The sequence below is a fragment of the Acidovorax sp. LjRoot66 genome, assembly GCF_964253305.1.
Taxonomy (GTDB): domain Bacteria; phylum Pseudomonadota; class Gammaproteobacteria; order Burkholderiales; family Burkholderiaceae_C; genus Acidovorax.
In genome coordinates, this window is sequence record NZ_CAXUQU020000001.1 from 6,573,461 (window position 1) to 6,598,814 (window position 25,354).

The window sequence follows — 25,354 nt, forward strand, 5'->3', positions numbered from 1 at the left end:
TCTTTTTGGCCATTCCCCTGGGCGGCAGCAGCCCACAATGGAGGCCATGAAAGCCTTGCCCTCCCCCTTCCTGGCACACCCCCTGCGCGCGCTGTGGCTCTGTGCCATCGCCCTGGCGCTGGTGTGCGCGGCCTGGCCGGCCCATGCGCTGCGCATCAAGGAAATCGCGGCGGTGCAGGGCGTGCGCAGCAACCAGCTGACCGGCTATGGCCTGGTCGTGGGCCTGGACGGCACGGGTGACCAGACCACGCAGATGCCCTACACCACGCAGGCCATGTCCAACTACCTGCAGCAGATGGGCATCAGCCTGCCGCCCGGCACGGCCTCGCAGCTGCAGCTCAAGAACGTGGCTGCCGTGATCGTCACTGCCCAATTGCCCGCCTTCGCGCAGCCCGGCCAGCAGATCGACGTCAACGTCTCGTCCATGGGCAATTCCAAGTCGCTCAAGGGCGGCCTGCTGATGGTCACACCGCTGCGCGGCGCCGACGGTGAAATCTACGCCCTGGCCCAGGGCAACCTGGTGGTGGGCGGTGCCGGCGCCTCGTCCGGTGGCAGCAAGGTGCAGATCAACCACCTGGCCGCCGGCCGCATCCCCCTGGGCGCCCAGGTGGAGCGCTCCGTGCCCACGCCCCTCAACGAGGGCGACACCATCAGCCTGGGCCTCAACGCCTCCGATTTCCAGACCGCACGCCGCGTGGCCCAGGTCATCAACAGCCGCCTGGGCAATGGCCTGGCCACGGCGCTCGACGGCCGCACGGTGCAGGTGCGCGCGCCCAGCGACCCGGGCGCGCGCGTAGGCTTCATCGCCGACCTGGAAGAGTTGCCGTTCGAGCTGTCCGCCCCCGCCGCCAAGGTGGTGATCAATGCCCGCACCGGCTCCATCGTGCTCAACCAGGCGGTGACCCTAGGTTCGTGTGCCATCGCGCACGGCAACCTGTCCATCACCATCAGTTCGCGCCCCGTCATCAGCCAGCCCAACCCGCTGTCGCAGGGGCAGACCGTGGTCGCGCAGCAAAGCGACATCAAGATCAACCAGGAGCCCGGCAACATCATCCAGATGCCGCCCTCGCCCCAGTTGGCCGACGTGGTGCGCGCGCTCAACTCGCTGGGCGCCACGCCGGGCGACCTGCTGGCCATTCTGCAGGCCATCAAGGCCGCCGGTGCCCTGAACGCCGAGCTTGAAGTGATCTGACCATGTCCCTCACGCTGCCTTCGTCCTCCACCACCAGCACGTCCAATGCGCTGGCGGCAGACGTTCGCTCGTTGAACGCGCTCAAGTACGAGGCCGGCAACAACAACCCCCAGGCCACCAAGGAAGCGGCCAAACAGTTCGAATCGCTGTTCATGCGCGAACTGATCAAGAGCATGCGCGAGGCCACGATGAAATCCGGCCTCATGGATGGCGCCCAGGGCGACCTGGGCACCGACCTGCTCGACCAGCAGTTGTCGGTGCAGATGGCCGGCCAGTCGGGCGGCCTGTCCGAAGCCATTGCGCGCCAGCTCTCGCGCCAGATGGGTGGGCCAGACCCGTCCTTTTCCACACCCTCCACGGTGAGCCTGTCGCAGGTGCAGCGTCCGGCAGCCGCCAAGGTGAGCGCCAGCCCTGCCAGCACCGAGGCCGTGGGCCAGGCGCCCAAAGGCCGCGACGGCTTCGTGCAGCACCTGAGCGGCACGGCAGAGAAGGTGGCGCAGGAGAGTGGCATCCCCGCGAGCTTCATGCTCGGCCAGGCCGGCCACGAGACCGGCTGGGGCAAGAGCGAGATCAAGAACGCCGACGGCAGCAACTCCTTCAACCTGTTCGGCATCAAGGCCGGCAAGGGCTGGACGGGCAAGGTCGCCGAGATCACGACCACCGAATACATCAACGGCACGCCGCGCAAGGTGGTGGCCAAATTCCGGGCCTACGACTCGTACGAGGATTCGTTTCGCGACTACGCGCGCCTCATCAAGGAAAGCCCTCGCTATGAAAAGGCGCAGTCCGTGGCGCAGTCCGGCTCGGCCATGGCCTATGCCTCCGCATTGCAGAAGGCGGGCTATGCCACCGACCCCGAGTACGCCAAAAAGCTCAGCGGCGCCATCAACAGCGTGCAGCGTGCGCAGCAGCAGCGTGCGCAGGCTTGAGAACACGAGGTAAGCGATGAGTCTGCTCAACGTCGGCGCCCGCGCCCTGCTTGCCAACCAGGTGGCCCTGCAGACTGCAGGCAACAACATTGCCAATGTGAACACGCCCGGCTACTCGCGCCAGAGCGTGGTGCTGCAGACCGTGCAGGGCCAGTTCACGGGTGGCGGCTACATCGGCCAGGGTGTGGACGTGCAGACCATCCTGCGCAACCAGAGCGAGCTGCTCACGCGCCAGTCGGCAAGCGCCGGATCCGTGCAGGCCGGCGACATCGTGCGCGCCGAGCGCCTGCGCCAGCTGCAGGACGTGTTCAGCGGCGGGGCCACGGGCCTTGGCGCCGCCATCAACGACATGATGAACGCCTTCTCGGACGTGGTGAGCTCACCCACCGACATCACGGCCCGCACGCTGGCGCTCACGCGCATGGACGAGACGGCGTCCCGCATGCGCTCGGCTGGCGAGCGTGTCGACGAGATCCAGTACACGGTGAACGAGCAGTTGCAAAGCAGCATCACCGCCATCAACAGCCTGGCCGGCCAGATCGCCGCCGTGAACGAGCAGATCGCACGCGCCAAGGGCAACGGCCAGACCCCCAACGACCTGCTCGACAACCGCGACCAATTGATCCGCGAGATGAACCAGTACGTGCAGACCACGCAGATTCCTGCGGACGACGGCACGATCGGCCTGTTCGTGGGCGGCAGCCAGCCGCTGGTGCTGGGCACCACGCCGTCGCAGGTGTCCGTGGACGATGCCACGCAGTTCCCTGGCAGCGGCCAGCTCAAGCTGTTCTTCAATCGCCCGGGATCGCCGGCCATCGAAGTGGACGAGAACACCATGGGCGGCGGGTCGGTCTCGGGGCTGCTGCGCTTCAACAACACCGACCTCGCCGAAAGCCGCAACCTGCTCGGGCGCATGGCCATGGCCATCGGCATGACCATGAACGAGCAGCACAAGCTCGGCCTCACGCTGGACGGCCAGATGGGCAAGGACCTGTTCTCTGTGCCGGCCAGCATGCCCGGCCTGACCAATGGCGTGGGCGTCGGTACGGTGGGCTTCACGGATCCGACCAAGTTCGCCGCCTCCGACTACGAGATTCGCTTCACCACCGGCACGGCCGGCCAGGTGGTGCGCCTGTCCGACGGCAAGGCCACGGCCTTCACCGACGCCGCCAACCTGGCGACGCTCACCATCGACGGCCTGCAGTTCAACCTCACCACGCCAGGCGCGCCGGGCGAGCGCATGCTGTTCCAGCCCTTCAGCACGGCCGGCTCCAACATCAAGGCGCTGGTGTACTCGCCACGCGACCTGGCGGCGGCCAACCCCATCAATGCGGCCATGGGCACCACCAATGGGGGCACGCTGCAGCTGGCGGGCCTGAAGGCCACGGCCAATGGCCTGGTGGCGCCGCCCATTCCCGGCGGCGTGACGCTGACCTTTGCCGCCGGCCCGCCCACCACCTACACCGTGACGGGATCGACCACGCCACCTTCGGGCACGGCCGGCCTGCCCTACACCTCGGGCACGCCCATCACCATCGACGGCTGGGAGATCAAGCTGCAGGGCACGCCCAAGTCCGGCGACACCGTGAAGGTGGGCAACTCCCTGGACCCCCAGTACGGCGACAACTACACGCGCAACGCCGGCAACGCCACATCGCTCATGAACCTGCGCGACGTGAAGATGTTCGACGAATCCACGCTCAGCGACGGCTATGCCGGCCTGATGGCCCAGGTGGGCACGCGCACCCAGAGCGCCACGTTCGCTGCCGAGCTGTCCACCACCATCGCCGGCAACCTGGAACGCGACCGAACGGCGGTCTCGGGCGTGAACCTCGATGAAGAAGCGGCCAAGCTGATCCAGTACCAGCAGGCTTACCAGGCATCCGCCAAAATGCTGCAGATTGCACAAAGCGTCTTCGACACCCTGATGCAGGGTCTGACGCGATGATGTTTGAGATCAGGTCCAGGAGTTCGACATGAGCAATACCCTCTACCGCCTTGGCTCTGCCAACATGTACGACAACGCGCTGCGCAACCTGGGCGCGCGCCAGACCAACCTGTCCAACCTGCAGGAGAATTTGACCTCAGGCAAGCGCGTCGTGCGCGCCAGCGACGATCCGGTTTCGGCCGCGCAGGCCGAACGCGCACTCACCCGCATCACCCGCATCCAGACCGAGCAGCGCGCGCTGGAAACCCAGCGCAACGCCATCGCGCAGGCCGAGTCCTCGCTGGGCGATGCCATCGGGCTGGTGCAGAGTGCCCGCGAACTGATGGTCAGTGCCGGCAGCCCGGCCCTCACCAGCAGCGACCGCGCCACCATCGCCAACCAGTTGCAGGGCATCCGCGAGCAGTTGCAGGAAGTGGCCAACCGCAAGGACACCAACGGCATCCCCCTGCTGGGCGCACTGGGCAGCGCACTGGCGCCTTTCCTGGGCCCACAGTCCACCTCGCCGGACTATCTGTTCAACGGGCAGCCCGGACAGTCGGGCAGCACCGGTGTGTCGATCCCGAACACGCTGGACGGTGAATTCGCCTTCATGTTTGAGCCCCAGCGCGACGGGGCCTACAACGTGCAGGTGAACCCGGCAACCGTCAACAACAACCAGCAGTTGACCACTACCGGCGTCAAGCCGACCAACCTGAGCCTGGTGACCGGAGACAACTACTCCATCGCCTTCAGCGCGGTGGGCCCGGGCGCCACGGTCGGCACCAGCACGGCTACCTACACCATCACCAACACCACCACCGGCGTGGTATCGGCCCCCGTCGTGGTGCCCGACTATCCGACCGACAAGCCCGTGACCATCTCGGTGACGGGTGTGCCGGGTCTGACCTTCGACATCACCGGTGCGCCAGCCAATGGCGACGCCATCACGCTGCAGCCCACCGCCAGCGTGTTCAGTACACTGGACAGTGCGATCCGCGACATCCGGGCAGCGCCCAACAGCAACGCCGCGACCCAGGCTGTCGGACAGGCCTTGACCAACATCGACATCGGCCTGGACCGAATCAGCAACATGCGCAGTTACTCGGGCGAGTTGCTCAACCGCGCCGACCGCATCACGGGCGACCAGGAAAAGCGCTCGGTCCAGCTCGAAGGCGACCGCTCCCGGGCAGAGGATCTGGATATGATCAAGGGCATTTCGGACTTCCAGAACCAGCAGGTGGGCTACGAGGCAGCACTCAAGTCCTATGCCACGGTTCAGAAGCTGTCCCTGTTCAATTTCATCAGTTAAAGCGGGCCTGCCCACGCCGCAATGTCCTTGCCGGACCGGGGGGACAGGCCCCTACGAGTCAACGCCTGAGAGCCCATGGTCCAATCCGTCCTCGGCAGCCTGATCCTGGGGTACCGCCCCCTGTGGAATCGCGCCCGCAAGCTTGCAGCCATAGAGCTGTACGTCCAGAACGAATCTCCCGCCAGCATGGTGGACACCGGCCACCTGCTGCGCACGCTGCAGGAGCTGTGGTCGGCCAGCTCGCCCCCCCTGCTGCTGTCGCCCCAGACCCACCAGGTGCTGGCCGACATGCTCGAACATGCGCCCCGGGGCGCCCCGTGGATCGAGGTGCGGGGTGACTGGCTGCAGGATTCGGGCATCTATGCCCTCGTGAAAGCCGCGCACCAGCGCGGCTTGAAGCTGGTGTGGCGCGGCGACATCGGCAAGCTGCCCGAGCCTGCCGTGGCCCAGTGTTTCGACAACAGCCTGCTTAGCCTGACGCCGGCCGACGCGGTAGCCGCCCTGCAGGCCAACCCTCGGCCCGGCAGCCCGGCGGGCAAGGCGCCTGCCCGTGCCGTGAGCCCCATCCTGGCCGGCCAGATGTACGAGAACATCCCCAGCCGTGCCCTCATGGAGCACTGCCTGGACAAGCACAACGCCCTGGCCCTGGCCGGCTGGCCCACGGAAGACGTGCTCTACACCCTGCGGCACACGCCGCAGCAGCCCTCGCACGCGGTGATCGCCAAGCTGCAGAAAGCCATCGACGCCGAGCAATCGCTCGAGACCTTCGAGGACATCATGGGCGAGGACCCGCTGCTGGCCTACCGCTTCATGGTCTACACCAACTCGGCGGCCCTCGGCCTGCGCACCGGCATCGACTCGCTGCGCCGGGGGCTGGTGATGATGGGCTATGGCTCCATCAAGCGCTGGCTGTCCGACCAGTTGCCCCACGCCAACACCGACCCCAACATGCTGCCCGTGCGCGAATCCATGGTGCTGCGCGCCAAGCTCATGACGCAGCTGCTCAACGCCGGTGTGGAGAACGACCTGCGCCGCGAGATCTACCTGTGCGGCCTGCTGTCGCAGATCGACGAGCTGATGCAGGAGCCCCTGGGCACCATCCTGCACCGCATCCCGCTGTCCGAGCGCATCTACGATGCCACCGTGCTGCGCACGGGCCCCTATGCCGCCAGCCTGCAGATGGCCTGCGCATTGGAGACGGGCGATGCGAGCGCCATCCGCCACCTGTGCGAGACGCAGGAGATGGACCTCGAAGAAGTCAACCGCGGCCTGCTGCGCGTGCTCTCCGACATCGAAGTACAACGCTAGGAGCCCCCTCGAGCCGCTACAGCAGCGGCGAGAACAGACGGGCTGCGGCATCGCCCAGGCGTGGCACGAAGGCCTGGCGGCGGCGCGCCTGCACGGCACTGGAGCTGCGCAGGTCCATCTCGAATTGCCGGGCCAGGGGCAGCGCCAGTGCCTGCCCGTACACCACGGCGCAGACTTCGAAATTGAGCCGGAAGCTGCGGTTGTCGAAATTGGCGGTGCCGATGAAGGCGCAGTGGTCGTCCACAAGCATGGTCTTGGAGTGCAGCATGCCGGCCGTGTACTCCCAGACCTTGACGCCCGCAGCAATCAGCTCGTCGAAGTAGGAGCGCGCCGCCGCACTCACCACGAAGGAATCGCTGCGCCGGGGCACGAGAATGCGCACGTCCACCCCGCGCAGCGCCGCGCTGGTCAGTGCCATGAGCGCGGGCTCGCCGGGCACGAAATACGGCGTGGTGAGCCAGACCCGGTCTGCCGCCATGTGGATGGCCGCCACGTACATGCGGTGGATGGCCTCGTTGGCATTGTCCGGGCCCGAGGTGAGGATCTGCACCGGATGGTCGCCCGGCTCGGTGGCGGGCAGCAGTTGCCGGCTCTCGCGCGCCACGGCACCGGGGCCCTCGCCCGTGGTGTAGACCCAGTCTTCCATGAAGGTCATCTGCAGCAGGCGCACGGCCCCGCCCTCGATGCGCAGGTGCACGTCGTGGTAGGCATCGCGCCGGGCGCGCTGGTCCTCCTCGTCGGTGATGTTGATGCCGCCCGTGAAGCCCACGACGCCGTCGCAGACCACGATCTTGCGGTGGGTGCGGAAGTTGATCACCGGCCGCAATCGGCGCCCGATGCGTGATGCATGGAAGAAGGCCACCTGCACGCCCGCCTCCTGCAGCGGTGCCAGGAAGCGCCGATCCAGCCGCTTGGAGCCCAGCGCATCGACCAGCAGCCGCACGATCACGCCCTCTCGCGCCTTGTCCACCAGCAGGTCGCGCAGGGCCGTGCCAATGCCGTCGGGCTCGAAGATGTAGTACTCCAGGTGCACATGGTGGCGCGCGGCACGGATGGCGTCGAAGATAGCGCCAAAGGTCTCGGCCCCGTCGACCAGCAGGTCCACCTGGGTGGCGGTGGAGACGCGCAGGTCACAGCTGGCCTCGCCCAGCAGCACCAGTTGCCGCAGGGCCTGGGGTGCGGCGGCCGCCGTGCCGCGCAGGCTGGCAAAGTCGGCATGGGCATACAGCGCCGACTGGCTGCGCATGCGCTTCAGACGCTGCTTGCGCAGCCGCTGCGGGCCGAAGAAGTAATAGACCACATAGCCCACGAAGGGCAGCAGCGCCATCGACAGGATCCAGCTCAGCGTGGAGACCGGGGCGCGCTTTTGCAGAATGATCCACACCGCCAGCACGGCGATGTACAGGCTCCAGGCCACGGAGATGGTGGTCAGCAGCCCCTCATGCCCACCGGGAAAGAACTGCACCATGGACTGCAGGCCATCGGTCATTGCGGCCCAGCGTCCTTGTAGGTCCATGGTTCCCTTGCGATCAGATCAAAAGGCCATTGTAGGCAGCGAAGGTGACGGCGCCCGCGCGGTCAGCGGCTTTGCCGGACGATGCGCTCGAAGGTGCGCCAGAACGTGGCGTCCTGCGTGGTCGCGAAGTTGATGCGCATGAGCGTGCTGGGCTTGCGCTCGGCGTGGAACAACGCGCCCGGTGCCAGCAGATAGCCCTCGTCCAGCATGCGCTGCGACAGCGCATCGGTGTCCACCCCGGTATCCACCCAGCCGAACAGGCCCGCCGGGTCGGCCGCGAAGGTGCAACCTGCGCTGAGCGCCAGCTTGACACTGCGCGAGCGCGCGGCATCGAGCCGGGTACGGATGCGCTCGGCATGGCGGCGCAACTGGCCCTGCTCGATGCACAGCGCCAGGGCCTTCTCCAGCAGCGCGGGCGTGGTCAGCGTGGCCAGCAGCTTGGTATCGAGCAGTTGCTCGACCAGGGCCGGGGGCGCGGCCAGGAAGCCGATGCGCCAGTTGGGCGCGAGGATCTTGGCAAAGCCGCTCACGTAGATGGTGCGCTGCAGGCCGTCGAGCGCCGTCAGGCGCGTGGCATGTTCGGGCGCGATATGGCTGTAGGTGTCGTCCTCGACGATGTGGAAATTGTGCTGGTTGGCCAGCTGCAGGATGCGGTGCGCGCTGCCCGGCGAGAGGCAGTAGCCCGTGGGGTTGTGGAACACGCTCACGCTCACGTAGAGCTTGGGCTTGTGCACCTCGCAGTAGCGGGCCATCACCTCCAGGTCGGGCCCGTCGGCGCGGCGCGGCACCGGCAGGATGTGCATGCCCAGGGCCGCCAGGCGCGCGAACTCCACGGCCCAGCCGGGCTCCTCCACCATCACTGGATCGCCCGGGCGCAGCAGCGTGCGGCTCACGATGTCGAGCGCATGCGTGGCACCCACGGTGGTGATGATGTTCTCGGGCGCGGTGTGCACGCTCAGCTGGGCCAGCTTCTTGACGAGTTGGCGACGCAGCCCGCTGTCGCCCAGCGGCTCGCCGTACTGCAGCGAGTATTCCTGCAGCGCCCGGGTGCTGGTGACCTTGCGCACCGCCGCGGGCATGAAGGTGGATTCGAGCCACTGCGGCGGCAGCACCCCCATGCCGGGCTGGGGCTTGTCGCTGATCTTGTGGAACATGCCCCGGATCAGCGCCGTGGCGTTCACCGGCGGCGAACCACGCCCCGCGCCCCGCGCCGCAAACCAGTGGGCCGTGGTCCAGTTGCCACCCGCAGCCTCCATGGCCACCGCATCCACGGTGGCCGGCGCATCGGCCCCCACGGGGGCCAGCTCGCGCACGAAGAAGCCCCGGTTCTTGCGCGCCTCCACCAGACCCTGGGCCAGCAACTGGTCGTAGGCGGCCACCACGGTGGAGGGGCTCACGCTGTGCTGCAGCGCGCACTGGCGCACCGAGGGCAGGCGCGCGCCCGGCGCCAGCAGCCGGTTGCGGATGCGCTCACCAAAGCGCGCCGAAAGCTGCTCAGTGAGCGACTGGGTGGTGGTCTTCATCAGCATGCGGGAATCCTCACAGGGCCTGTGTACTGCCATGACAACCAATACAGATCACCAACTGCGCTGCTGTACTGTACTGGTTGTGTATTGGTGCAGAAGATTACAGTGAAGGCCAGACGCTGACAAGCCCACGATTCCAAAGCCCCCACCCATGACCGCCGCCGAACTCACTGCCCTGCTGGTCTTCTGCACCGCGATGAGTTTTTCGCCGGGGCCCAACACCACCCTGTCCACCGCGCTGGCGGCCAATCTGGGTCTGCGCCGGGCACTCAACTTCTGCCTGGCCGTGCCCACGGGCTGGACCTTGCTGATGCTGGTGAGCGGCCTGGGCCTGGGCGCCCTGATCACCGGCGTGCCGGCCCTGCGCATGGCCGTGACCTTGCTCGGCGTGGCATACATGCTCTGGCTGGCCTGGAAGCTCAGCCGCGCCGGCCAGCTCTCGGACGTGGACAGCTCCCGCCTGTCCGTCACCTTCTGGCAGGGCGTGGGCCTGCAGTTCGTGAACATCAAGGCCTGGATGCTGGCGCTCACGCTCAGCGCGGGCTGGGTGGTGAATGCCGCCGGCCAGCCCTCGGCCAACCCCGGTGAGCGCCTGGCCATCATCTGCGGGGTGATGATGGTGTTCGCCTTCACGAGCAATTTCGTCTATGCCCTGGTCGGCTCGCTGCTGCGCCAGTGGCTGGCGCAGGGTTCGCGCCTGCTCTGGTTCAACCGCGCGCTGGCCGGGGTGCTGGTGGCCACGGCTGCCTGGATGGTGACGCTATGACCATGAACCACGCTCAGGAACGCGAAGCCCTGGTCTGGGGCCTGGTGGGCGTCACCTTGTTCGCCGCCACGCTGCCGATGACGCGCCTGGCCGTCGGCCCGGTCGATGCACCGCAGCTGTCGCCCTGGTTCGTCACCTTCGGCCGTGCGGCCGTGGCGGGGCTGCTGTCGTTGGCCTACCTGGGCTGGCAGCACGCCCAGGGGCGCCTGCGGGTTCCCGTGCGGTCGCAGTGGCCCGTGCTGGGCGTCACTGCGTTCGGTGTCATCGTCGGCTTTCCGCTGTTCCTCGCGCTGGCGCTGCGGCATGTGCCCAGCACGCACGGGGCCGTGGTCACCGCGCTGCTGCCGCTGTCCACGGCCGTGCTCGGTGCCCTGTGGTTCCGGCAACGCCCGTCGGCCGGCTTCTGGGCCTGCGCCGTGCTGGGCAGCGGCCTGGTGCTGGCTTTCATGGCCTGGCGCGCCGGCGGCTTCTACCTGGGCGCAGCCAACATCTACCTGATCATCGCCATGACCACCGGCGCCCTGGGCTACATCGGTGGCGCGCGCTTGACCCCCAGTCTGGGCGCCGAGCAGGTGATCTGCTGGGTGCTGGCCTGCGCCCTGCCGCTGACCTTGCCCGTGACCTGGTGGTTCGCACCCGCCGTGCCATCGTCCATCGGCACCATGAGCTGGGTCGGGTTTGCCTATGTGGCCCTGTTCTCGATGTGGATCGGCTTTTTCGCCTGGTACCGCGCGCTGGCGCTGGGTGCCGTGCGGGTGAGCCAGATCCAGCTGATCCAGCCGTTTCTGAGCCTGCTGTTCGCGGTGCCGCTGCTGGGCGAGCACCTGGACCTCACCACGGTCGGGTTTGCCCTGGCCGTGATCGCCACGGTGTTCCTGGGCAAGCGCATGCCCGTGCACCAGGCGGCACCGCACGCCCCCGCGACACCGCCCGGCCCCCTTGCGCCCGTGAAGGACTGAGCCCAATGCAGATGAACGACATCCCCTTCGCCGCCACCGACTGGAGCCAGGTCGAGCGCGTCGAGAAGAGCGCCCAGGCCGGCCAGGCCTTCTGGCAGACGCTGCAGTACGGCGAGTTGCGCGTGCGCAAGGTGGAGTACACGCCCGGCTATGTGTCCGACCACTGGTGCACCAAAGGCCATGTGCTGCTGTGCCTGGCCGGCGAGCTGCACACCGAGTTGCAGGACGGCCGACAGTTCACGTTGACTCCCGGCATGAGCTACCAGGTGGCGGACAATGCGGAACCGCACCGCTCCACCGCCCCTTTGGGTGCCACGCTGTTCATCGTGGACTGAAAGTACCAGGGCGCCGTGAAATACCCTTTTTTCTGATGACTTTGCAACAGGTTCTTAGGACCACCGCAGGAGACCGAGAGTGAAACTGAACGACCTTCCCCACACCAGCCCCTGGACCCTGGCGCGCCGCGCCGAGCGCATGAACCCCTCGGTCATCCGCGAAATCCTCAAGGTCACGGAAAAACCCGGCATCATCAGCCTGGCCGGCGGCCTGCCCTCGCCCAAGACCTTCCCGGTCGAAGCCTTCGCGGCCGCCTCGGCCGCCGTGCTGGCCAACGACGGCCCTTCGGCGCTGCAGTACGCGTCGAGCGAGGGCTTTGCCCCGCTGCGCGAAGCCATCGCCGCCTTCCTGCCCTGGGATGTGGACCCGGAGCAAGTGCTGATCACCACCGGCTCGCAGCAGGGGCTGGACCTGATCGCCAAGGTGCTGATCGACACCGACAGCCGCGTTCTGGTGGAAACGCCGACCTACCTGGGTGCCATCCAGGCCTTCACGCCCATGGAACCCAAGGTGGTGGCGGTGGCCAGCGACGAGCAGGGTGTGCGCATCGATGACCTGGTGGCCAAGGTCGGCACGGGCGCCGACAAGGCACGTTTCCTGTACGTGCTGCCCAATTTCCAGAACCCCACGGGCCGCACCATGAGCGATGCGCGCCGCGCCGAGCTGGTGGCCAAGGCCGCCGAGCTGAACCTCCCGCTGGTCGAAGACAACCCCTATGGCGACCTGTGGTTCGACGGCCCGCCGCCCGCACCGCTGACCGCGCGCAACCCCGATGGCTGCATCTACATGGGCTCGTTCTCCAAGGTGCTGGCCCCGGGCCTGCGCCTGGGTTACTTGGTGGCGCCCAAGGCGGTCTACCCCAAGCTGCTGCAGGCCAAGCAGGCAGCCGACCTGCACACCCCCGGCTACAACCAGCGCATGGTGGCCGAGGTGATGAAGGGCGGCTTTCTGGAGCGCCATGTGCCCACCATCCGCGCGCTCTACAAACAGCAGCGCGACGCGATGCTGACCGCGCTGGACAAGGAGATGCAGGGACTGTCCGTCGAATGGAACAAGCCCGACGGCGGCATGTTCCTGTGGGTGCGCCTGCCCGAAGGCATGAGCGCCATCGAACTGCTGCCCAAGGCCGTGGAGCGCAATGTGGCCTTCGTGCCCGGCGCCGCCTTCTACGCCGACGATGCCGACCACCGCACGCTGCGCCTGTCGTTCGTGACCTCCACGGCCGAGCAGATCGCCACCGGCATTGCGGCGCTGGCAGCGGCCATCCGCGACCACCGGGCACAGGGCTGAGCACCGTGCTGCGCCTGTGGGGACGGCTGTCGTCCATCAACGTCCGCAAGGTGGTCTGGGCCGCGCAGGAGCTCGGCATCAGCCTGCAGCGCACCGATGCGGGTGGGCAGTTCGGCATCGTGCGCGAAGCGCACTACCTGTCCCTGAACCCCAACGGCCTGGTGCCGCTGATCGAGGACGAGGACACGGGCGTCGTGCTGTGGGAGTCGAACCCCATCGTTCGCTATCTGTGCGCCCGGCACGCGCCGGGCGAGCTCTACCCCGAGGACATCGCCACGCGCTTTGCGGCCGAGCAGTGGATGGACTGGCAGCAGACCACGCTGAACCCTGCGGGGCGCGATGCCTTCATCCAGTGGATACGCACGCCGGCCGCGCAGCGCAATGACGCGCTGATCGCCGCATCGGTGGCGGCCACCGAGCCCCTGCTGGACCTGCTGGATGCGCGCCTGGCGCGCCAACCCTTCCTGGCAGGCGAGCGCTTCACCATGGCCGACATCCCGGTGGGCTGCGAGATCCACCGCTGGTGGGGCCTGCCCCAGGAGAGGGCGGCCCGGCCGCACCTGGAGCGCTGGTACCAGGCGGTGAGTTCACGCACCAGTGCGCGCGGCGTGCTCGACCAGGCGTTATCCTGACGGGACCATCCGCCCGCAAGACCGCACCATGCATCCACGCCCCTTCAAGCAGATCGATGTCTTCAGCGACCACCCCGGCGACGGCAACCCCGTGGCCGTGGTGCTGGAGGCCGAGGACCTGAGCGATGCGGACATGCGCCGCTTTGCTGCGTGGATGAACCTGTCAGAAACCACCTTCCTGCTGCCGCCCACCGAGGCCGGCCGCGCGCAGGGCGCCGACTACCGGCTGCGCATCTTCAGCCCACAGGGTGAGTTGCCCTTTGCCGGCCACCCCACGCTGGGCACCTGCCACGCCTGGCTGCAGGCAGGCAACGCACCGCGCCAGGAGGGCCTGGTGTTGCAGGAATGCGCGCTGGGGCTGGTGCGCATCCGGCGCGAAGACCACACCCTGGCCTTTGCCGCCCCGCCGCTCAAGCGCAGCGCGCCCAGCCCGGCGCTGGTGCCGCTGATCGCCAGCGCCCTCGGGGTGCGCCCGGCGCAGATCCTGGGCACGCAGTTGCTGGACAACGGCCCGGTATGGCTGGGCATGCTGCTCGACAGTGCCGACACCGTGCTCGGCCTGCAACCCGACCATGCGCGATTGATGGACCTGGGCCAGTCGGTCGGCGTGGTGCACGTGGGCAAGGATGCCGGCGACACCAGCCGCCCCGGGGTGGTGGTGCGCGCCTTCGCCGCCCCCATGGGCAACCGTGAGGACCCGGTGACCGGCAGCCTCAACGCCAGCCTGGCCGAATGGCTGATCGCCGAAGGCCTGGCTCCGCACCACTACCAGGTGGCCCAGGGCGAATGCCTGGGCCATGCCGGCCGGGTGCACATCCGCCAGGACGACCACCAGGTGTGGGTGGGCGGCCGCTCCGTCACCTGCATCGAAGGGACGGTGCTGCTCTGAAACCGTCCCCCCTTCCGATCCACGCCAGCGGCTGAAACGGCCCTCCGGATGTGCACCCGGCCCAGGCCAGCCCCCTGGCGTGGCTACGCCACCGAACCGCATTTTTTCATTCAACCCACCACCACAGGCACCGCACCATGAAACTGCGCCCTTTCCAGCAAGTCGACGTCTTCACCGACCAGGCCTACCGCGGCAACCCGCTGGCCGTGGTGCTCGACGGCGAAGGCATCACCACCGAGGCCATGCAGGAGTTCACGAACTGGACCAACCTGTCCGAGGCCACCTTTCTGCTGCCGCCCACGCCCGAGGGCCGGGCGGCGGGTGCCGACTACCGCGTGCGCATCTTCTGCCCCGGGCGTGAGCTGCCCTTTGCCGGCCACCCCACGCTGGGCAGCTGCCACGCCTGGCTGGGCGCGGGCGGCAAGCCGCAGACGCCGGGGCGTGTGGTGCAGGAATGCGGCGCGGGCCTGGTCCCCCTGCGCCAGGACGACGCACGCCTGGCCTTTGCCGCCCCGGCCCGCCTGCAAAGCGGCCCGCTGGACGAAGCGGACGTGGCGCTCATCGCACGCGGCCTGGGGGTGGAGCGCGCCGATATCCTGCACCACGCCTGGTGCGACAACGGCCCCAAGTGGCGCGGCGTGATGCTCCAATCGGCCGAGCAGGTGCTGGCACTGCGGCCCGATGCTGCCATCCTGGCGGGCCTCGATATCGGCGTGGTGGGCCCGCGCGGCAAGGTGGGCGTGATCGGTGCCGACACCGCCCGCGAGGACATCGCCTTCGAAGTGCGCGCCTTCTTCCCGGGCAACAACGGCCTGGCCGAAGACCCGGTGACCGGCAGCCTGAACGCGGCGCTGGCCCAGTGGCTCATCGGCGCAGGCCTGGCCCCTGCGCACTATGTGGCCAGCCAGGGCACGGCCCTGGCGCGCGCCGGCCGCGTGCACGTGGACCAGGAAGGCAGCGAGATCTGGATCGGCGGCCATTCGGTCACCTGCGTGCAGGGCGAGGTGCTGCTGTGACGGGCCAGGCCCCGGCCTGCATCGACCACCTGGTGGTGCTGGCCTGCGACCTGGCGACGGGCGTGGAGTGGTGCGAGCGCACGCTCGGCGTCACCCCCGCTGCGGGCGGCGAGCACCCGTTGATGGGCACGCACAACCGCTTGCTGAATGTCTCCAGTCCAGCCCATCCGCGCGCTTACCTGGAGATCATCGCGATCAACCCTGCAGGCAAGAAGGTCATCCCCGATGGCGACCGGCGCTGGTTCGACATGGACGACGTTGCGCTGCAGCAGCAGGTGGCCGAGTACGGCCCTCAACTCATCCACTGGGTGGCCTCGGTGCCCGACGCGGCCACCAGCCTGGCCGCGCTCGCCAGCCTGGGCGTGGACCGGGGCCGCGCCATCACCGCCAGCCGCCCCACGCCGCAGGGCATGCTGCAGTGGCAGATCACCGTGCGGCCCGATGGCCAGCGCCTGTGGGACGGCTGCCTGCCCACGCTGATCGAATGGGGCGCCGTGCACCCCTGCGACCACCTGCCCGCCAGCGGCGTGCAATTGCAATCCCTGCAACTGCAGCACCCCGACGCCCGCGCCCTGCGCGCGGCCTGCGATGCCGCGGGCCTGCGCGACGTGGCCATGCCCACGGAAGGCCCCTTGGCCCAGCTGCACGCGCAGTTGCTCACCCCGCGCGGCGCTCTGGCCCTGCAGTCGCGCGCCCTGCCACCCCCGCCCTCACCGGAGTAACCCACCATGCTCACCCCCCAGGAACTGCTGATCTTCGCGTTCGCCTCCCTCTTGCTTGTGCTCACGCCCGGGCCCAACATGGTCTATTGCATCTCGCGCAGCCTCACCCAGGGCCCGCGTGCCGGGCTGCTATCGCTCGGTGGCGTGATCGCCGGTTTCGGCGTGCACCTGCTGGCAGCATCGCTCGGCCTCACCGCCCTGCTGGCCGCCGTGCCCATGGCCTTCGACGCGATCCGCATCGCGGGCGCCGCCTACCTGCTGTGGCTGGCCTGGCAGGCCGTGAAGCCCGGCGGCACCGCCCCGTTCGAGGCGCGCGACTTGCCGCACGACACGCCGCGCAAGCTGTTCCTCATGGGCTTCATGACCAATTTGCTCAACCCCAAGGTGGCCATGTTCTACCTGTCGTTCTTCCCGCAGTTCCTGCACCCCGAGCGCGGCAACTGGCTATTGCAGAGCCTTACCCTGGGCGCCGTGCAGATCAGCACCAGTGCGCTGGTGAATGCACTGCTGGTGCTGTTTGCCGCCCGCGTGGCCCTGTTCATGAACCGCAGCCAAGGCTGGATGCGCGCCCAGCGCTATGTGATGGGCACAGTGCTGGGCCTGCTGGCCGTGCGCCTGCTGACCGAAAAGAGGCCTGCCGCATGAGCGCCCTGCCTGCCACCACCCTCCCCTGGCTGCCGGGCCTGGCCGACATCGAGGCTGCTGCCCAGGTCGTGTACCGCGACTTCCCACCCACGCCGCAGTACCGCTGGGCCCTGCTCAGCGAACGCCTGGGCACGGACTGCTGGCTCAAGCACGAGAATCACACGCCCGTGGGGGCCTTCAAGATCCGCGGCGGGCTCACCTATTTCGACCAGCTCGCCAAGCGAGGCGCGCTGCCGCGCGAAGTGGTCAGCGCCACGCGCGGCAACCACGGCCAGAGCATGGGCTGGGCTGCGCGCAACCACGGCGTGGCCTGCACCATCGTTGTGCCCCGGGGCAACTCAGTGGAGAAGAACGCCGCCATGCGCGCTCTGGGCGTCACGCTGATCGAGCACGGCAGCGACTTCCAGGAAGCGCGCGAGCACGCCATGCAACTGGCCGCCGAGCGCGGCGCGCACATGGTGCCCAGCTTCCACGCCGACCTGCTGCGCGGCGTGAGCACCTACTGGTGGGAGTTCCTGCGTGCGGTGCCGCAGCTGGGCGTGGTCTACGTGCCCATCGGCCAGGGATCGGGCGCGTGCTCGGCCATTGCGGCCAAGCTGGCGCTGGGGCACGGCGTGCGCATCGTCGGCGTGGTGAGTGCCCATGCCACCACCTATGCCGATTCCCTGGCGGCGGGCCGCGTGGTCGAGGCACCCGTGACCACCGAACTGGCCGACGGCATGGCCTGCCGCGTGGCCGATGCGAATGCGCTGGCCGTGCTTGCACCGCACATCGACCACATCGTGCAGGTCAGCGACGCAGAGGTGGCTGCCGCCATGCATGCAATCTACACCGACACCCACAACGTGGCCGAGGGCGCGGGCGCCGCCGCACTGGCGGCTGCGATGCAGGAACGCGACAGTTTGAGTGGCCTCGCTGTGGGCCTGGCACTCACGGGCGGCAACGTCGACGCACCGGTGTTCAGCCGCGTCCTGGCAGGCTGACCGGCCGGGCGGAGCGTGTCCCCGAGGCTACTGGCTGGGTGGCTCTGGTCGCTTGGGCGACAAACGACCGGGCCCGCCCCTGCCCACAATCCGGCGCATGGGAACCCTTTACCTCGTGCGCCACGGCCAGGCCTCGTTTGGCGCTGACGACTACGACCAGCTGAGCGCGCGCGGACGCGAACAGGCGGTGCGCCTGGGCGAATTCTGGCGCGAGCGCGGCCAGGCCTTCGATGCCGTGATCACCGGCACCTTGCGCCGCCATACGCAGACGCTCGAAGGCATCGCCGAGGGCCTGCAGGTCACCCCCGAGGTGCTGCAGATGCCCGGCCTCAACGAGTACGACAGCCATGCGCTGATCACCGCCATCCACCCCCAGCCGCTGCAGAGGCCCGATACGCCCGAGCTGTACCGCCACCACTTTCGCCTGCTGTGCGATGCACTCGCGCAGTGGATGGCTGGGGTCATCAGCCCGCAGGGCATGCCGACGTGGAACGAGTTCAGCGCCGGCGTGCGCGCCGCGCTCGACCATGTGCGCCAGCACCACACAGGCCAGAACGTGCTGCTGGTGAGCAGCGGCGGCCCCATCTCCACCGCCGTGGGCCAGGTGCTGGGCACCGCGCCCGAGGTGACGATTGCGCTGAACATGCGCATCCGCAACAGCGCGGTGACGGAGTTCAGCATCAGCCCCAAGCGCCTGATGCTGCAGACCTTCAATACGCTGCCGCACTTGAACGAAGCGCCGCACCTGGACTGGATCACCCACGCCTGACCGGCGGCAGGCCAGCGGGCTCGCCTACAGATCGAGTGCGAGAAACCGGGTTCCCGGAACCGGGTTGAAGCTCACGGGCTCTGCAGGCACAAACCCCAGCGATTCGTACAACCTTTGGGCCGCAACGAATTCCGCCAGCACATCCAGGCACATGCGCCGATAGCCCGCCTCCCTGGCGGCATGCAGCATCTGCTGCACCAATTTCCGGCCCAGCGCCATGCCCCGGGCTTCGGGCCGCACGTACACGCGCTTGAGTTCACAGATGCCGTCATCGACCCGGCGAAGGGCTGCACAACCCACCACGCGGCCGTCGACGACGGCCAGGAGAATGCACCCATCGGGCTCGGCATACTTGCCCGGCAGCCCAGCGAACTCCTGCTCGTAGTCCTGGAAGCCGAGATTGGCCGTGGGGCTTTGGACGTATTCGCGAAAGATGGCGGTGACTTCAGGGAGATCGCTGGGGAATGTGGCGTGTCTGATCATGGTCATTCAATGAGCACACGAGGCCGAGCACCGTATGGCGGTGGACCTCAGAAATCAGGTTGGTCACGCAAAGTGGCCAGCGGCAATGCCGCCATTTCCTGCAGCAGTGCCACGAGCTGGGTGGCCGCCGCCTCCACCACGGTACGGCCTTTGTCGGCGCTGGCGGCTGCGGCATTGCCCACGGCACCGGCCGGGTGGTAGTCCTGCATCTGCCAGCCGAGCTTGGCGCTCTTGCCATTGCCCAGGATGGCGTACTGCTCCGAGCGGTCCTGCGAGGTGGAACGAAAGTCCTGCGCATGCGCCATCTGCACCGTGGCTGGCGCCAGGTGCAGCATCATCGAGGTCTCGATTTCGCCCGCGTGGATGCCGAAGCGGTGCTCTGCCACACTGAACTGGCCGGCCACCGCATCTGGCAGGGGCAGGCTGAACCAGCTGGCGCTGTACACCAGCAGGTCGCAGCGTGTGCGCAGCTCGCGCGCCACGATGTCCATCACGCTGACCTGGCCGCCATGGCCGTTGAACAGCAGCAGTTTCTTCACACCCGCGCGTGCGACGCACTCACCAAGCTCGGTCCACAGCGCGATGATGGTGGCAGGCGACAGCGTGAGCGTGCCGGGGTAGCGGATGTGCTCGGGGCTCAGGCCCACGTTCTGGGGCGGCAAAAACAGCACCGGCAGCTCGGCCGGCAGCAGCGGCAGCGCCGCGTCGATCACACCCTGCAGCAAGGTGGCGTCCACCGACAGCGGCAGGTGCGGCCCATGCTGCTCGATGGCGGCCACGGGCAACACGGCGACCGTCTGCGCCGCCAGGCCCGAAGCCTTGCGCTGTGCGAAATCGCGCGTGCCGAGATCGGCCCACCAGCGCGCAGGCGTGGTGGCAGATGGGGAAGAAGAAGGCACCGGTGGCTGGGTCATGCCGCCATGGTAGCGGCCTCAGCCCAGAATGATCTCGTCCTGGTGGTTGGCGATGTGAAAGGTGTGGGCACGTGCGAACTCGACTTTGTCCAGCGCGCCATACGCAAAGTGGTGGCGCAGCACCCCCGAATGGGCGTTGAAGCGTGCAATCGCGGCCCGCAGGCGCTGGGCTGCTGGCTTCCACTCGCCCGACATGGTGAGCGCTGGCGCCGCGGGAATGGGCTCGGCAAGGCCGTGCGACATGCGCCCGCGCCAGCCGAAGAAGCTGAACGCGGCAGCGCCCAGCGTGCGCTGGAACAGGGCGCTGTTCTCCTTCGGAAAACCGTCGATGCTCATCTCGATGCTCTGCGACAGGTGTTCGAGCACCGCCACCAGGGGCCAGGCACCATTGGTGCGGGCCTGGGGTGCCGCCTCCATCCGGTCGAGCCAGCGCAGCGCGCCGGACAGGTCGGCCACCTTGGGCTCATCGGCCCAGCCGAAGGCAGGGACCAGGACCAAGGGGGCGGCGATCAAGGCGGTGCGGCGTTTCATGCCTCGATGGTAGCGCTCTGCAGCCGCACCCCGCTGCCGCTACCATGCAGGGATGACCCACGATCTGTTCCGAGAAGACGGCTACCTGCGCGAGTGCAGCGCCCACATCACCGCCATCACCGACGCCGGCATCGTGCTCGACCGCACGGTGTTCTACCCCCTGGGTGGCGGCCAGGCCGGCGACAGCGGCCACCTGCTGCTGGCCGACGGCACGGCCATCGCGATTGCCGACACGCGCAAGGGCAAGGATGCCGAAGGCCAGCCCACCAGCGACATCGTGCACGTGCCCGCCCCGGGCCAGGAAGAACACCTGGCCGCGTTTCAAGTCGGCACGCCGGTGACCGCCCGCATCGACTGGGAGCGCCGCCACCGCCTGATGCGCCTGCACACCACCACCCACCTGCTGTGCCACCTGGTGCCGCAGCTGGTCAACGGCTGCTCCATCACGCCCGAGTACGCGCGCCTGGATTTCTCGATGACCGACCCGCTCGACAAGGAGGTGCTGACCGCCGGCATCGCCGCCCTGGTGGCCGCAGGCCATCCGCTCACCGTGGCATCGATCAGCGACGAGGAACTCGACGCCAACCCGGCACTGGTCAAGAGCATGAGCGTGCAGCCCCCGCGCGGTTCGGGGCGCATCCGCACCATCCGCATCGGCGGCGAGGGCGGTGCCCCGTTGATCGACCTGCAGCCCTGCGGCGGCACGCACGTGGCCAACACGGCGGAGATCGGGGCCATCGTGGTGACCAAGATCGAGAAGAAGAGCGCCACCACGCGGCGGGTGGTGCTGGGCTTCGCTGCCTGAACGTCAACAAACATCAACCACACCTCTGGATACACCGCGCGACACTGCGCGGTGGTACCTTGGGCGGCCTGCCGCCCGTTTGCGGCGTCGCTCCCCTGACCGCCCGACGTTTTCAGCTGCCTCCATGCCTCTTCCCAAGCGCCTTTCCCTGACCCGCCCCTCCCTGGCAGCCCTGCGCCAGCACCGCTGGGCGCGCCGTGCCGCCGTGGCCCTGGCGGCTTTGCTGGCCCTGTGGCTGCTGGCCTGGCTGGCTGTGCCGCCCCTGCTCAAGGGGCCGATGGAGCGTGCGGCCAGCGAACAACTGGGCCGGGCCGTGACGGTGGGCGCCATCGATTTCAAGCCCTGGTCGCTGGAACTCACGCTGCGCGACATCGCAGTGGCAGGCGCCGAGGGCAGCGACAAGCCCCAGCTCACCATCGCCCGCGTGCATGTGGATGGCGAGCTGCAATCGCTGCTGCGCCTGGCGCCGGTGGTGGACGAGTTCACCGTGGAGTCACCCGTGCTGCACATCGCCCACCTGGGCGAGGGCCGCTACGACGTGGACGACATCATCGCCAAGGTCACGGCACCACCCGCCGAACCCAAGCCGGACACGGGCCCCGCCCGCCTGGCGCTGTACAACCTGGCGCTCGTCGGCGGCAGCATCGACTACGACGACCGCAGCGTGGGGAAAAAGCACAGCCTGCGCGACCTGGCGCTCAAGGTGCCCTTCATCAGCACCCTGCCCTCGCAGCGCGAGGTGAAGGTGGAGCCGCACCTGGCCTTCACCCTCAACAGCAGCCGCTTCGACTCTTCCGCACAGGGCACGCCGTTCGCCCAGACCGGCAAGACCGACGCCAGCGTGCGCTGGGACGGCGTGGACCTCGCCCCCTACCTGGCCTACCTGCCCGCCAGCCTGCCCGTGAAGGTGCAGGGCGCCACGCTGGACGTGGATCTGAAAGTGGCCTTCGAGCAGGCCCCGAAGATGGCCGTGAAGCTCACCGGCAGCGTGCAGGCGCGCGGCGTGCGCCTGGCGGACCGCCAGGGGCAGGACCTGGTGAGCTACGAGCGCCTGAAGATCGATCTGGCCGACGTGCGCCCGCTCGACCAGGTGGTGCGCCTGTCGCAGGTGGAGCTCACGGCCCCGGTGCTCAACGCCACGCGCAATGCGGCGGGCCAGATCAACCTGGCGCAACTGGCGCCCGAGAGCCCGCCCGCTGCGGCGGCGCCTGCCGCCAACGCTGCCAGTACCGCGTCTCGCCCAGCCTCGGCCGCTGCGGGCAAGCCCGCGACCGCCAGGCCCTGGACCGTGGAGGTCGCCCACACCCTGGTGCGCGGCGGCACGCTGCGCTGGGGCGACCAGACCACCCGCCCCGCCGCCGCATTGGAGGCGCGCGAATTCACGCTGGATGCCAGGGACCTGGCCCTGCCGTGGGCCCACCCCGTGGCCTTCGAGGGCGGCTTCAAGCTGCAGGATGGCAGCCTGGGCTTCAAGGGCGAGGCCACGGACCAGAAGGCGCAGGTGCAGGCGACTGTGACCGCACTGGCGCTGCAGGTGGCCACCCCCTACCTCGCGCAGGCGCTGGAGCCCGCCGTGTCGGGCCAGCTCACCGGCGACATCGGCGTGCAGTGGGCAGCGCCCGATGCATCGTCCGTGAAGCCCGGTGCTGCGGCGCCCACCGGCATCACCCTCACCGCCGGCCCGCTGGCGCTGGAGCAACTGGCCCTGCGCCAGGGCAAGACCGTGCTGGCCAGCCTGGGCCGGCTGGAAGTGAAGGGCGTGCAGGTGCCATTGGACACACGCACCGCCACGCTGGAGAGCCTGGCCCTGACCCAGCCCAAGGCCACGGTGGACCGCAGCGCGGACGGGCGCTGGATGTTCGAGCGCTGGATGAAGGCGCCGGCCACCACGCCCCCGGCACCAGAAAACGCCCCGGCACCGAACGCCCCCGCCGCCGCGCCGTGGGTGCTGCGCGTGGCGGATTTCAGCCTGCAAGGCGGCGCTGTCTCGCTGGCCGACAACGCCCAGGCCCGCCCCGTGGCGCTGGAGCTGTCGGCCCTGGGCATCAGCGCCAAAAACCTCGCCACCGACGGCAGCAAGCCCGAGGCGCTCAAGATTTCGGCCCAGGTGGCTGCGGGCAAGGGCTCACCTGGCAAGCTCGACTACCAGGGCACGCTGGCGCTGCAGCCGCTGGCCACGCAGGGGCGTCTGGATGCCACGCGCCTGCCGCTGCACGCGCTCGATGGCTACCTGGCGAGCCAGTTGGCCATCGAGCTGCTGCGCGCCGACGTGGGATTCAAGGGCCAGGTGGCTTTCTCGCAGGGTGACAAGGGCGCCAGCCTGCGCCTGTCGGGCGACGCTGCCGTGGACGACCTGCAGGCCAACAGCACCTCGGCCTCCACCCCCAAGACCGAGGCCCAGGTGGGCGAGGAACTGCTGGCCTGGAAGAGCCTGAACCTGCGCGGCCTGGACCTGGCCACCGCGCCCGGCACGGCGCCGCGGCTCGAAGTGAAAGAGACCAGCCTGGCCGACTTCTTCGCGCGCATCACCATCAACGAAGCCGGCCGCATCAACCTGGGCGACATCGCCAAGACCCCGGCCGAGGCCCAGGCGGCCAATGCCGCCAGTGCCGCGAAGTCGGTGCCACCCGCGACGGCGCCTGCCGCGTCCGCAGCGTCCGCCGCCGTGGCAACAGCGCTGGCCGACCCGCTGGCACCGGTGGTGCAGTTCGGCCCGGTGAGCCTGGTCAACGGCAAGGTGCTGTTCTCCGACTTCTTCATCAAGCCCAACTACTCGGCCGACCTGTCGGAGCTCACGGGCAAGCTCAGCGCCTTTTCCACCGCGGCGCCCGGGGGCGAGCCGGTGCTGGCCGACCTGGAGCTGCGCGGCAAGGCCGAGGGCACGGCCTCGCTGGAAATCACGGGCAAGCTCAACCCGCTGGCCAAGCCGCTGGCGCTGGACATCGCAGGCAAGGTGCGCGACCTGGAGCTGCCGCCGCTCTCACCCTATGCCGTCAAGTACGCAGGGCATGGCATCGAGCGCGGCAAGCTCAGCGTGGACGTGGCCTACAAGGTGCTCCCGAGTGGCCAGCTCACGGCCAGCAACCGGCTGGTGCTCAACCAGCTGACCTTTGGCGAACCCGTGGCCGGCGCGCCCAACAGCCTGCCCGTGAAGCTGGCCGTGGCGCTGCTGGCCGACCGCAATGGCGTGATCGACCTGGACCTGCCGCTCAGCGGCTCGCTCAACGACCCCGAGTTCCGCGTGGGCCCGGTGATCTGGAAGATCATCGTCAACCTGATCGGCAAGGCCCTGATCTCGCCCTTCAGCCTGCTGGCCAGCGCCATGGGGGGCGGCGACGAACTGGGCAGCGTGCTCTTCGCCCCCGGCAGCGCCAGCCTGAGCCCCGAGGCCCAGCAGAACCTTGCCAAGGTCGTCAAGGCGCTGACCGACCGGCCCAACCTGCGCATCACCGTGACCGGCCAGGCCAGTCTGCAGGCCGAGCGCGAGGGCCTGCAGCGCGAGCACCTGCAGCAACTGGTGCTGGCCGAAAAGCGCCGCGCCAGCCCGGCCGACACCGCAGCGGTGCAGGCCGCCGAGTACCCCGCGCTGCTCAAGGAGGTGTACCGCCGCGCCGACATCCCCAAGCCGCGCAACCTGGTGGGCCTGGCGCGCGAGCTGACCCCAGCCGAAATGGAGGCCCTGCTGCTGGCCAACCAGCCCGCCACCGAGGCCATGGCGCAGGAGCTGGCCTCCCAGCGCGGCCAGGCAGTGCGCAGCTACCTGCTGGCGCAGAAGCTGCCGGTGGAACGGCTCTTTCTGGCGGCGCCGCGCGCGGGAACCCAGCCCGAGAAATGGTCTCCCCAGGTGCAACTGACCCTGGCGACACAATAAGGGGCCTATTCCACGCCCAGGAACCAAACGGTCTTC

The 25,354-nt window shown here is 68.7% G+C and carries 23 protein-coding genes; 18 read left to right on the top strand and 5 right to left on the bottom strand.

Going from position 1 to position 25,354, the window contains the following annotated elements; translation table 11 throughout:
* Nucleotides 1-37: 37 nt before the first annotated feature.
* The 5 genes from ACSQ3Y_RS30805 (at nucleotide 38) to ACSQ3Y_RS30825 (ending at nucleotide 6,665) form a co-directional block, all read left to right on the top strand.
* Entirely contained in the window at nucleotides 38-1,192 is a 1,155-nt protein-coding gene (locus tag ACSQ3Y_RS30805) for a flagellar basal body P-ring protein FlgI (protein WP_428003357.1), read from the top strand.
* A 2-nt stretch (nucleotides 1,193-1,194) separates the two neighbouring features.
* Complete coding sequence (gene flgJ / locus ACSQ3Y_RS30810; RefSeq protein WP_057204077.1) at nucleotides 1,195-2,121, top strand: flagellar assembly peptidoglycan hydrolase FlgJ; 927 nt, start codon at nucleotides 1,195-1,197, stop codon at nucleotides 2,119-2,121.
* 16 nt (nucleotides 2,122-2,137) lie between these two features.
* Nucleotides 2,138-4,069, top strand: a complete 1,932-nt coding sequence (gene flgK / locus ACSQ3Y_RS30815) for a flagellar hook-associated protein FlgK (protein ID WP_057204076.1) — start codon at nucleotides 2,138-2,140, stop codon at nucleotides 4,067-4,069.
* Nucleotides 4,070-4,097: 28 nt separating this feature from the next.
* A complete protein-coding gene (gene flgL / locus ACSQ3Y_RS30820; RefSeq protein WP_057268649.1) occupies nucleotides 4,098-5,357 on the top strand; it encodes a flagellar hook-associated protein FlgL in 1,260 nt (419 codons plus the stop codon).
* 75 nt (nucleotides 5,358-5,432) lie between these two features.
* Nucleotides 5,433-6,665: an HDOD domain-containing protein gene (locus ACSQ3Y_RS30825; RefSeq protein ID WP_057204074.1), complete on the top strand. Its 1,233-nt coding sequence runs from the start codon at nucleotides 5,433-5,435 to the stop codon at nucleotides 6,663-6,665.
* A gap of 16 nt (nucleotides 6,666-6,681) precedes the next feature.
* Here the strand turns inward: ACSQ3Y_RS30825 and cls are convergent, their stop codons facing one another.
* Both cls and ACSQ3Y_RS30835 read right to left on the bottom strand, forming a co-directional pair.
* Nucleotides 6,682-8,133 (bottom strand): cardiolipin synthase, encoded by a 1,452-nt coding sequence (gene cls / locus ACSQ3Y_RS30830; protein WP_436180196.1) that lies wholly within the window; start codon nucleotides 8,131-8,133, stop codon nucleotides 6,682-6,684.
* A 110-nt stretch (nucleotides 8,134-8,243) separates the two neighbouring features.
* On the bottom strand, nucleotides 8,244-9,710 hold the full coding sequence (locus ACSQ3Y_RS30835; protein ID WP_057204072.1) for a PLP-dependent aminotransferase family protein: 1,467 nt from the start codon (nucleotides 9,708-9,710) through the stop codon (nucleotides 8,244-8,246).
* A gap of 148 nt (nucleotides 9,711-9,858) precedes the next feature.
* Between ACSQ3Y_RS30835 and ACSQ3Y_RS30840 the strand changes: the two genes are divergently transcribed.
* From ACSQ3Y_RS30840 to ACSQ3Y_RS30890, 11 genes are all read left to right on the top strand, one after another.
* Complete coding sequence (locus tag ACSQ3Y_RS30840; protein WP_057204071.1) at nucleotides 9,859-10,473, top strand: LysE family translocator; 615 nt, start codon at nucleotides 9,859-9,861, stop codon at nucleotides 10,471-10,473.
* Nucleotides 10,474-10,475: 2 nt separating this feature from the next.
* Nucleotides 10,476-11,432 (top strand): DMT family transporter, encoded by a 957-nt coding sequence (locus ACSQ3Y_RS30845; RefSeq protein ID WP_057204143.1) that lies wholly within the window; start codon nucleotides 10,476-10,478, stop codon nucleotides 11,430-11,432.
* A 5-nt stretch (nucleotides 11,433-11,437) separates the two neighbouring features.
* Nucleotides 11,438-11,767 (top strand): DHCW motif cupin fold protein, encoded by a 330-nt coding sequence (locus ACSQ3Y_RS30850; RefSeq protein WP_057268645.1) that lies wholly within the window; start codon nucleotides 11,438-11,440, stop codon nucleotides 11,765-11,767.
* A gap of 79 nt (nucleotides 11,768-11,846) precedes the next feature.
* Entirely contained in the window at nucleotides 11,847-13,058 is a 1,212-nt protein-coding gene (locus tag ACSQ3Y_RS30855; RefSeq protein WP_200963986.1) for a PLP-dependent aminotransferase family protein, read from the top strand.
* Nucleotides 13,059-13,063: 5 nt separating this feature from the next.
* Nucleotides 13,064-13,690, top strand: coding sequence for a glutathione S-transferase (locus ACSQ3Y_RS30860; protein WP_436179906.1), 627 nt, complete (start codon nucleotides 13,064-13,066; stop codon nucleotides 13,688-13,690).
* A gap of 28 nt (nucleotides 13,691-13,718) precedes the next feature.
* Nucleotides 13,719-14,579, top strand: coding sequence for a PhzF family phenazine biosynthesis protein (locus ACSQ3Y_RS30865; RefSeq protein ID WP_436179907.1), 861 nt, complete (start codon nucleotides 13,719-13,721; stop codon nucleotides 14,577-14,579).
* A 137-nt stretch (nucleotides 14,580-14,716) separates the two neighbouring features.
* On the top strand, nucleotides 14,717-15,595 hold the full coding sequence (locus ACSQ3Y_RS30870; RefSeq protein WP_436179908.1) for a PhzF family phenazine biosynthesis protein: 879 nt from the start codon (nucleotides 14,717-14,719) through the stop codon (nucleotides 15,593-15,595).
* Nucleotides 15,592-16,317: a VOC family protein gene (locus tag ACSQ3Y_RS30875; RefSeq protein WP_436179909.1), complete on the top strand. Its 726-nt coding sequence runs from the start codon at nucleotides 15,592-15,594 to the stop codon at nucleotides 16,315-16,317. Before ACSQ3Y_RS30870 ends, ACSQ3Y_RS30875 begins: the two co-directional genes overlap by 4 nt.
* A gap of 6 nt (nucleotides 16,318-16,323) precedes the next feature.
* Complete coding sequence (locus tag ACSQ3Y_RS30880; RefSeq protein ID WP_057268640.1) at nucleotides 16,324-16,962, top strand: LysE family translocator; 639 nt, start codon at nucleotides 16,324-16,326, stop codon at nucleotides 16,960-16,962.
* Entirely contained in the window at nucleotides 16,959-17,945 is a 987-nt protein-coding gene (locus ACSQ3Y_RS30885) for a threonine dehydratase (protein ID WP_436179910.1), read from the top strand. The genes ACSQ3Y_RS30880 and ACSQ3Y_RS30885 overlap by 4 nt, the downstream gene beginning before the upstream one ends.
* Before the next feature lie 97 nt (nucleotides 17,946-18,042).
* Nucleotides 18,043-18,714, top strand: coding sequence for a histidine phosphatase family protein (locus tag ACSQ3Y_RS30890; RefSeq protein WP_057268638.1), 672 nt, complete (start codon nucleotides 18,043-18,045; stop codon nucleotides 18,712-18,714).
* 24 nt (nucleotides 18,715-18,738) lie between these two features.
* On the opposite strand, the gene ACSQ3Y_RS30895 is transcribed toward ACSQ3Y_RS30890, so the two are convergent.
* From ACSQ3Y_RS30895 to ACSQ3Y_RS30905, 3 genes are read right to left on the bottom strand one after another with little or no spacing between them, the layout of a single operon-like run.
* Nucleotides 18,739-19,203 carry a GNAT family N-acetyltransferase gene (locus ACSQ3Y_RS30895; protein WP_436179911.1) on the bottom strand — a complete coding sequence of 155 codons (465 nt, stop codon included), beginning with the start codon at nucleotides 19,201-19,203 and terminating at the stop codon, nucleotides 18,739-18,741.
* Nucleotides 19,204-19,244: 41 nt separating this feature from the next.
* Complete coding sequence (locus tag ACSQ3Y_RS30900; protein WP_436179912.1) at nucleotides 19,245-20,111, bottom strand: creatininase family protein; 867 nt, start codon at nucleotides 20,109-20,111, stop codon at nucleotides 19,245-19,247.
* 18 nt (nucleotides 20,112-20,129) lie between these two features.
* A complete protein-coding gene (locus ACSQ3Y_RS30905) occupies nucleotides 20,130-20,642 on the bottom strand; it encodes a DUF1569 domain-containing protein (protein ID WP_057204061.1) in 513 nt (170 codons plus the stop codon).
* A 52-nt stretch (nucleotides 20,643-20,694) separates the two neighbouring features.
* Here ACSQ3Y_RS30905 and ACSQ3Y_RS30910 point away from each other — a divergent pair, with 52 nt between their 5' ends.
* Together ACSQ3Y_RS30910 and ACSQ3Y_RS30915 are read left to right on the top strand one after the other, a co-directional pair.
* Nucleotides 20,695-21,447: an alanyl-tRNA editing protein gene (locus ACSQ3Y_RS30910; RefSeq protein ID WP_436179913.1), complete on the top strand. Its 753-nt coding sequence runs from the start codon at nucleotides 20,695-20,697 to the stop codon at nucleotides 21,445-21,447.
* A 124-nt stretch (nucleotides 21,448-21,571) separates the two neighbouring features.
* A complete protein-coding gene (locus ACSQ3Y_RS30915) occupies nucleotides 21,572-25,318 on the top strand; it encodes a DUF748 domain-containing protein (protein WP_436179914.1) in 3,747 nt (1,248 codons plus the stop codon).
* Nucleotides 25,319-25,354 lie beyond the last annotated feature (36 nt).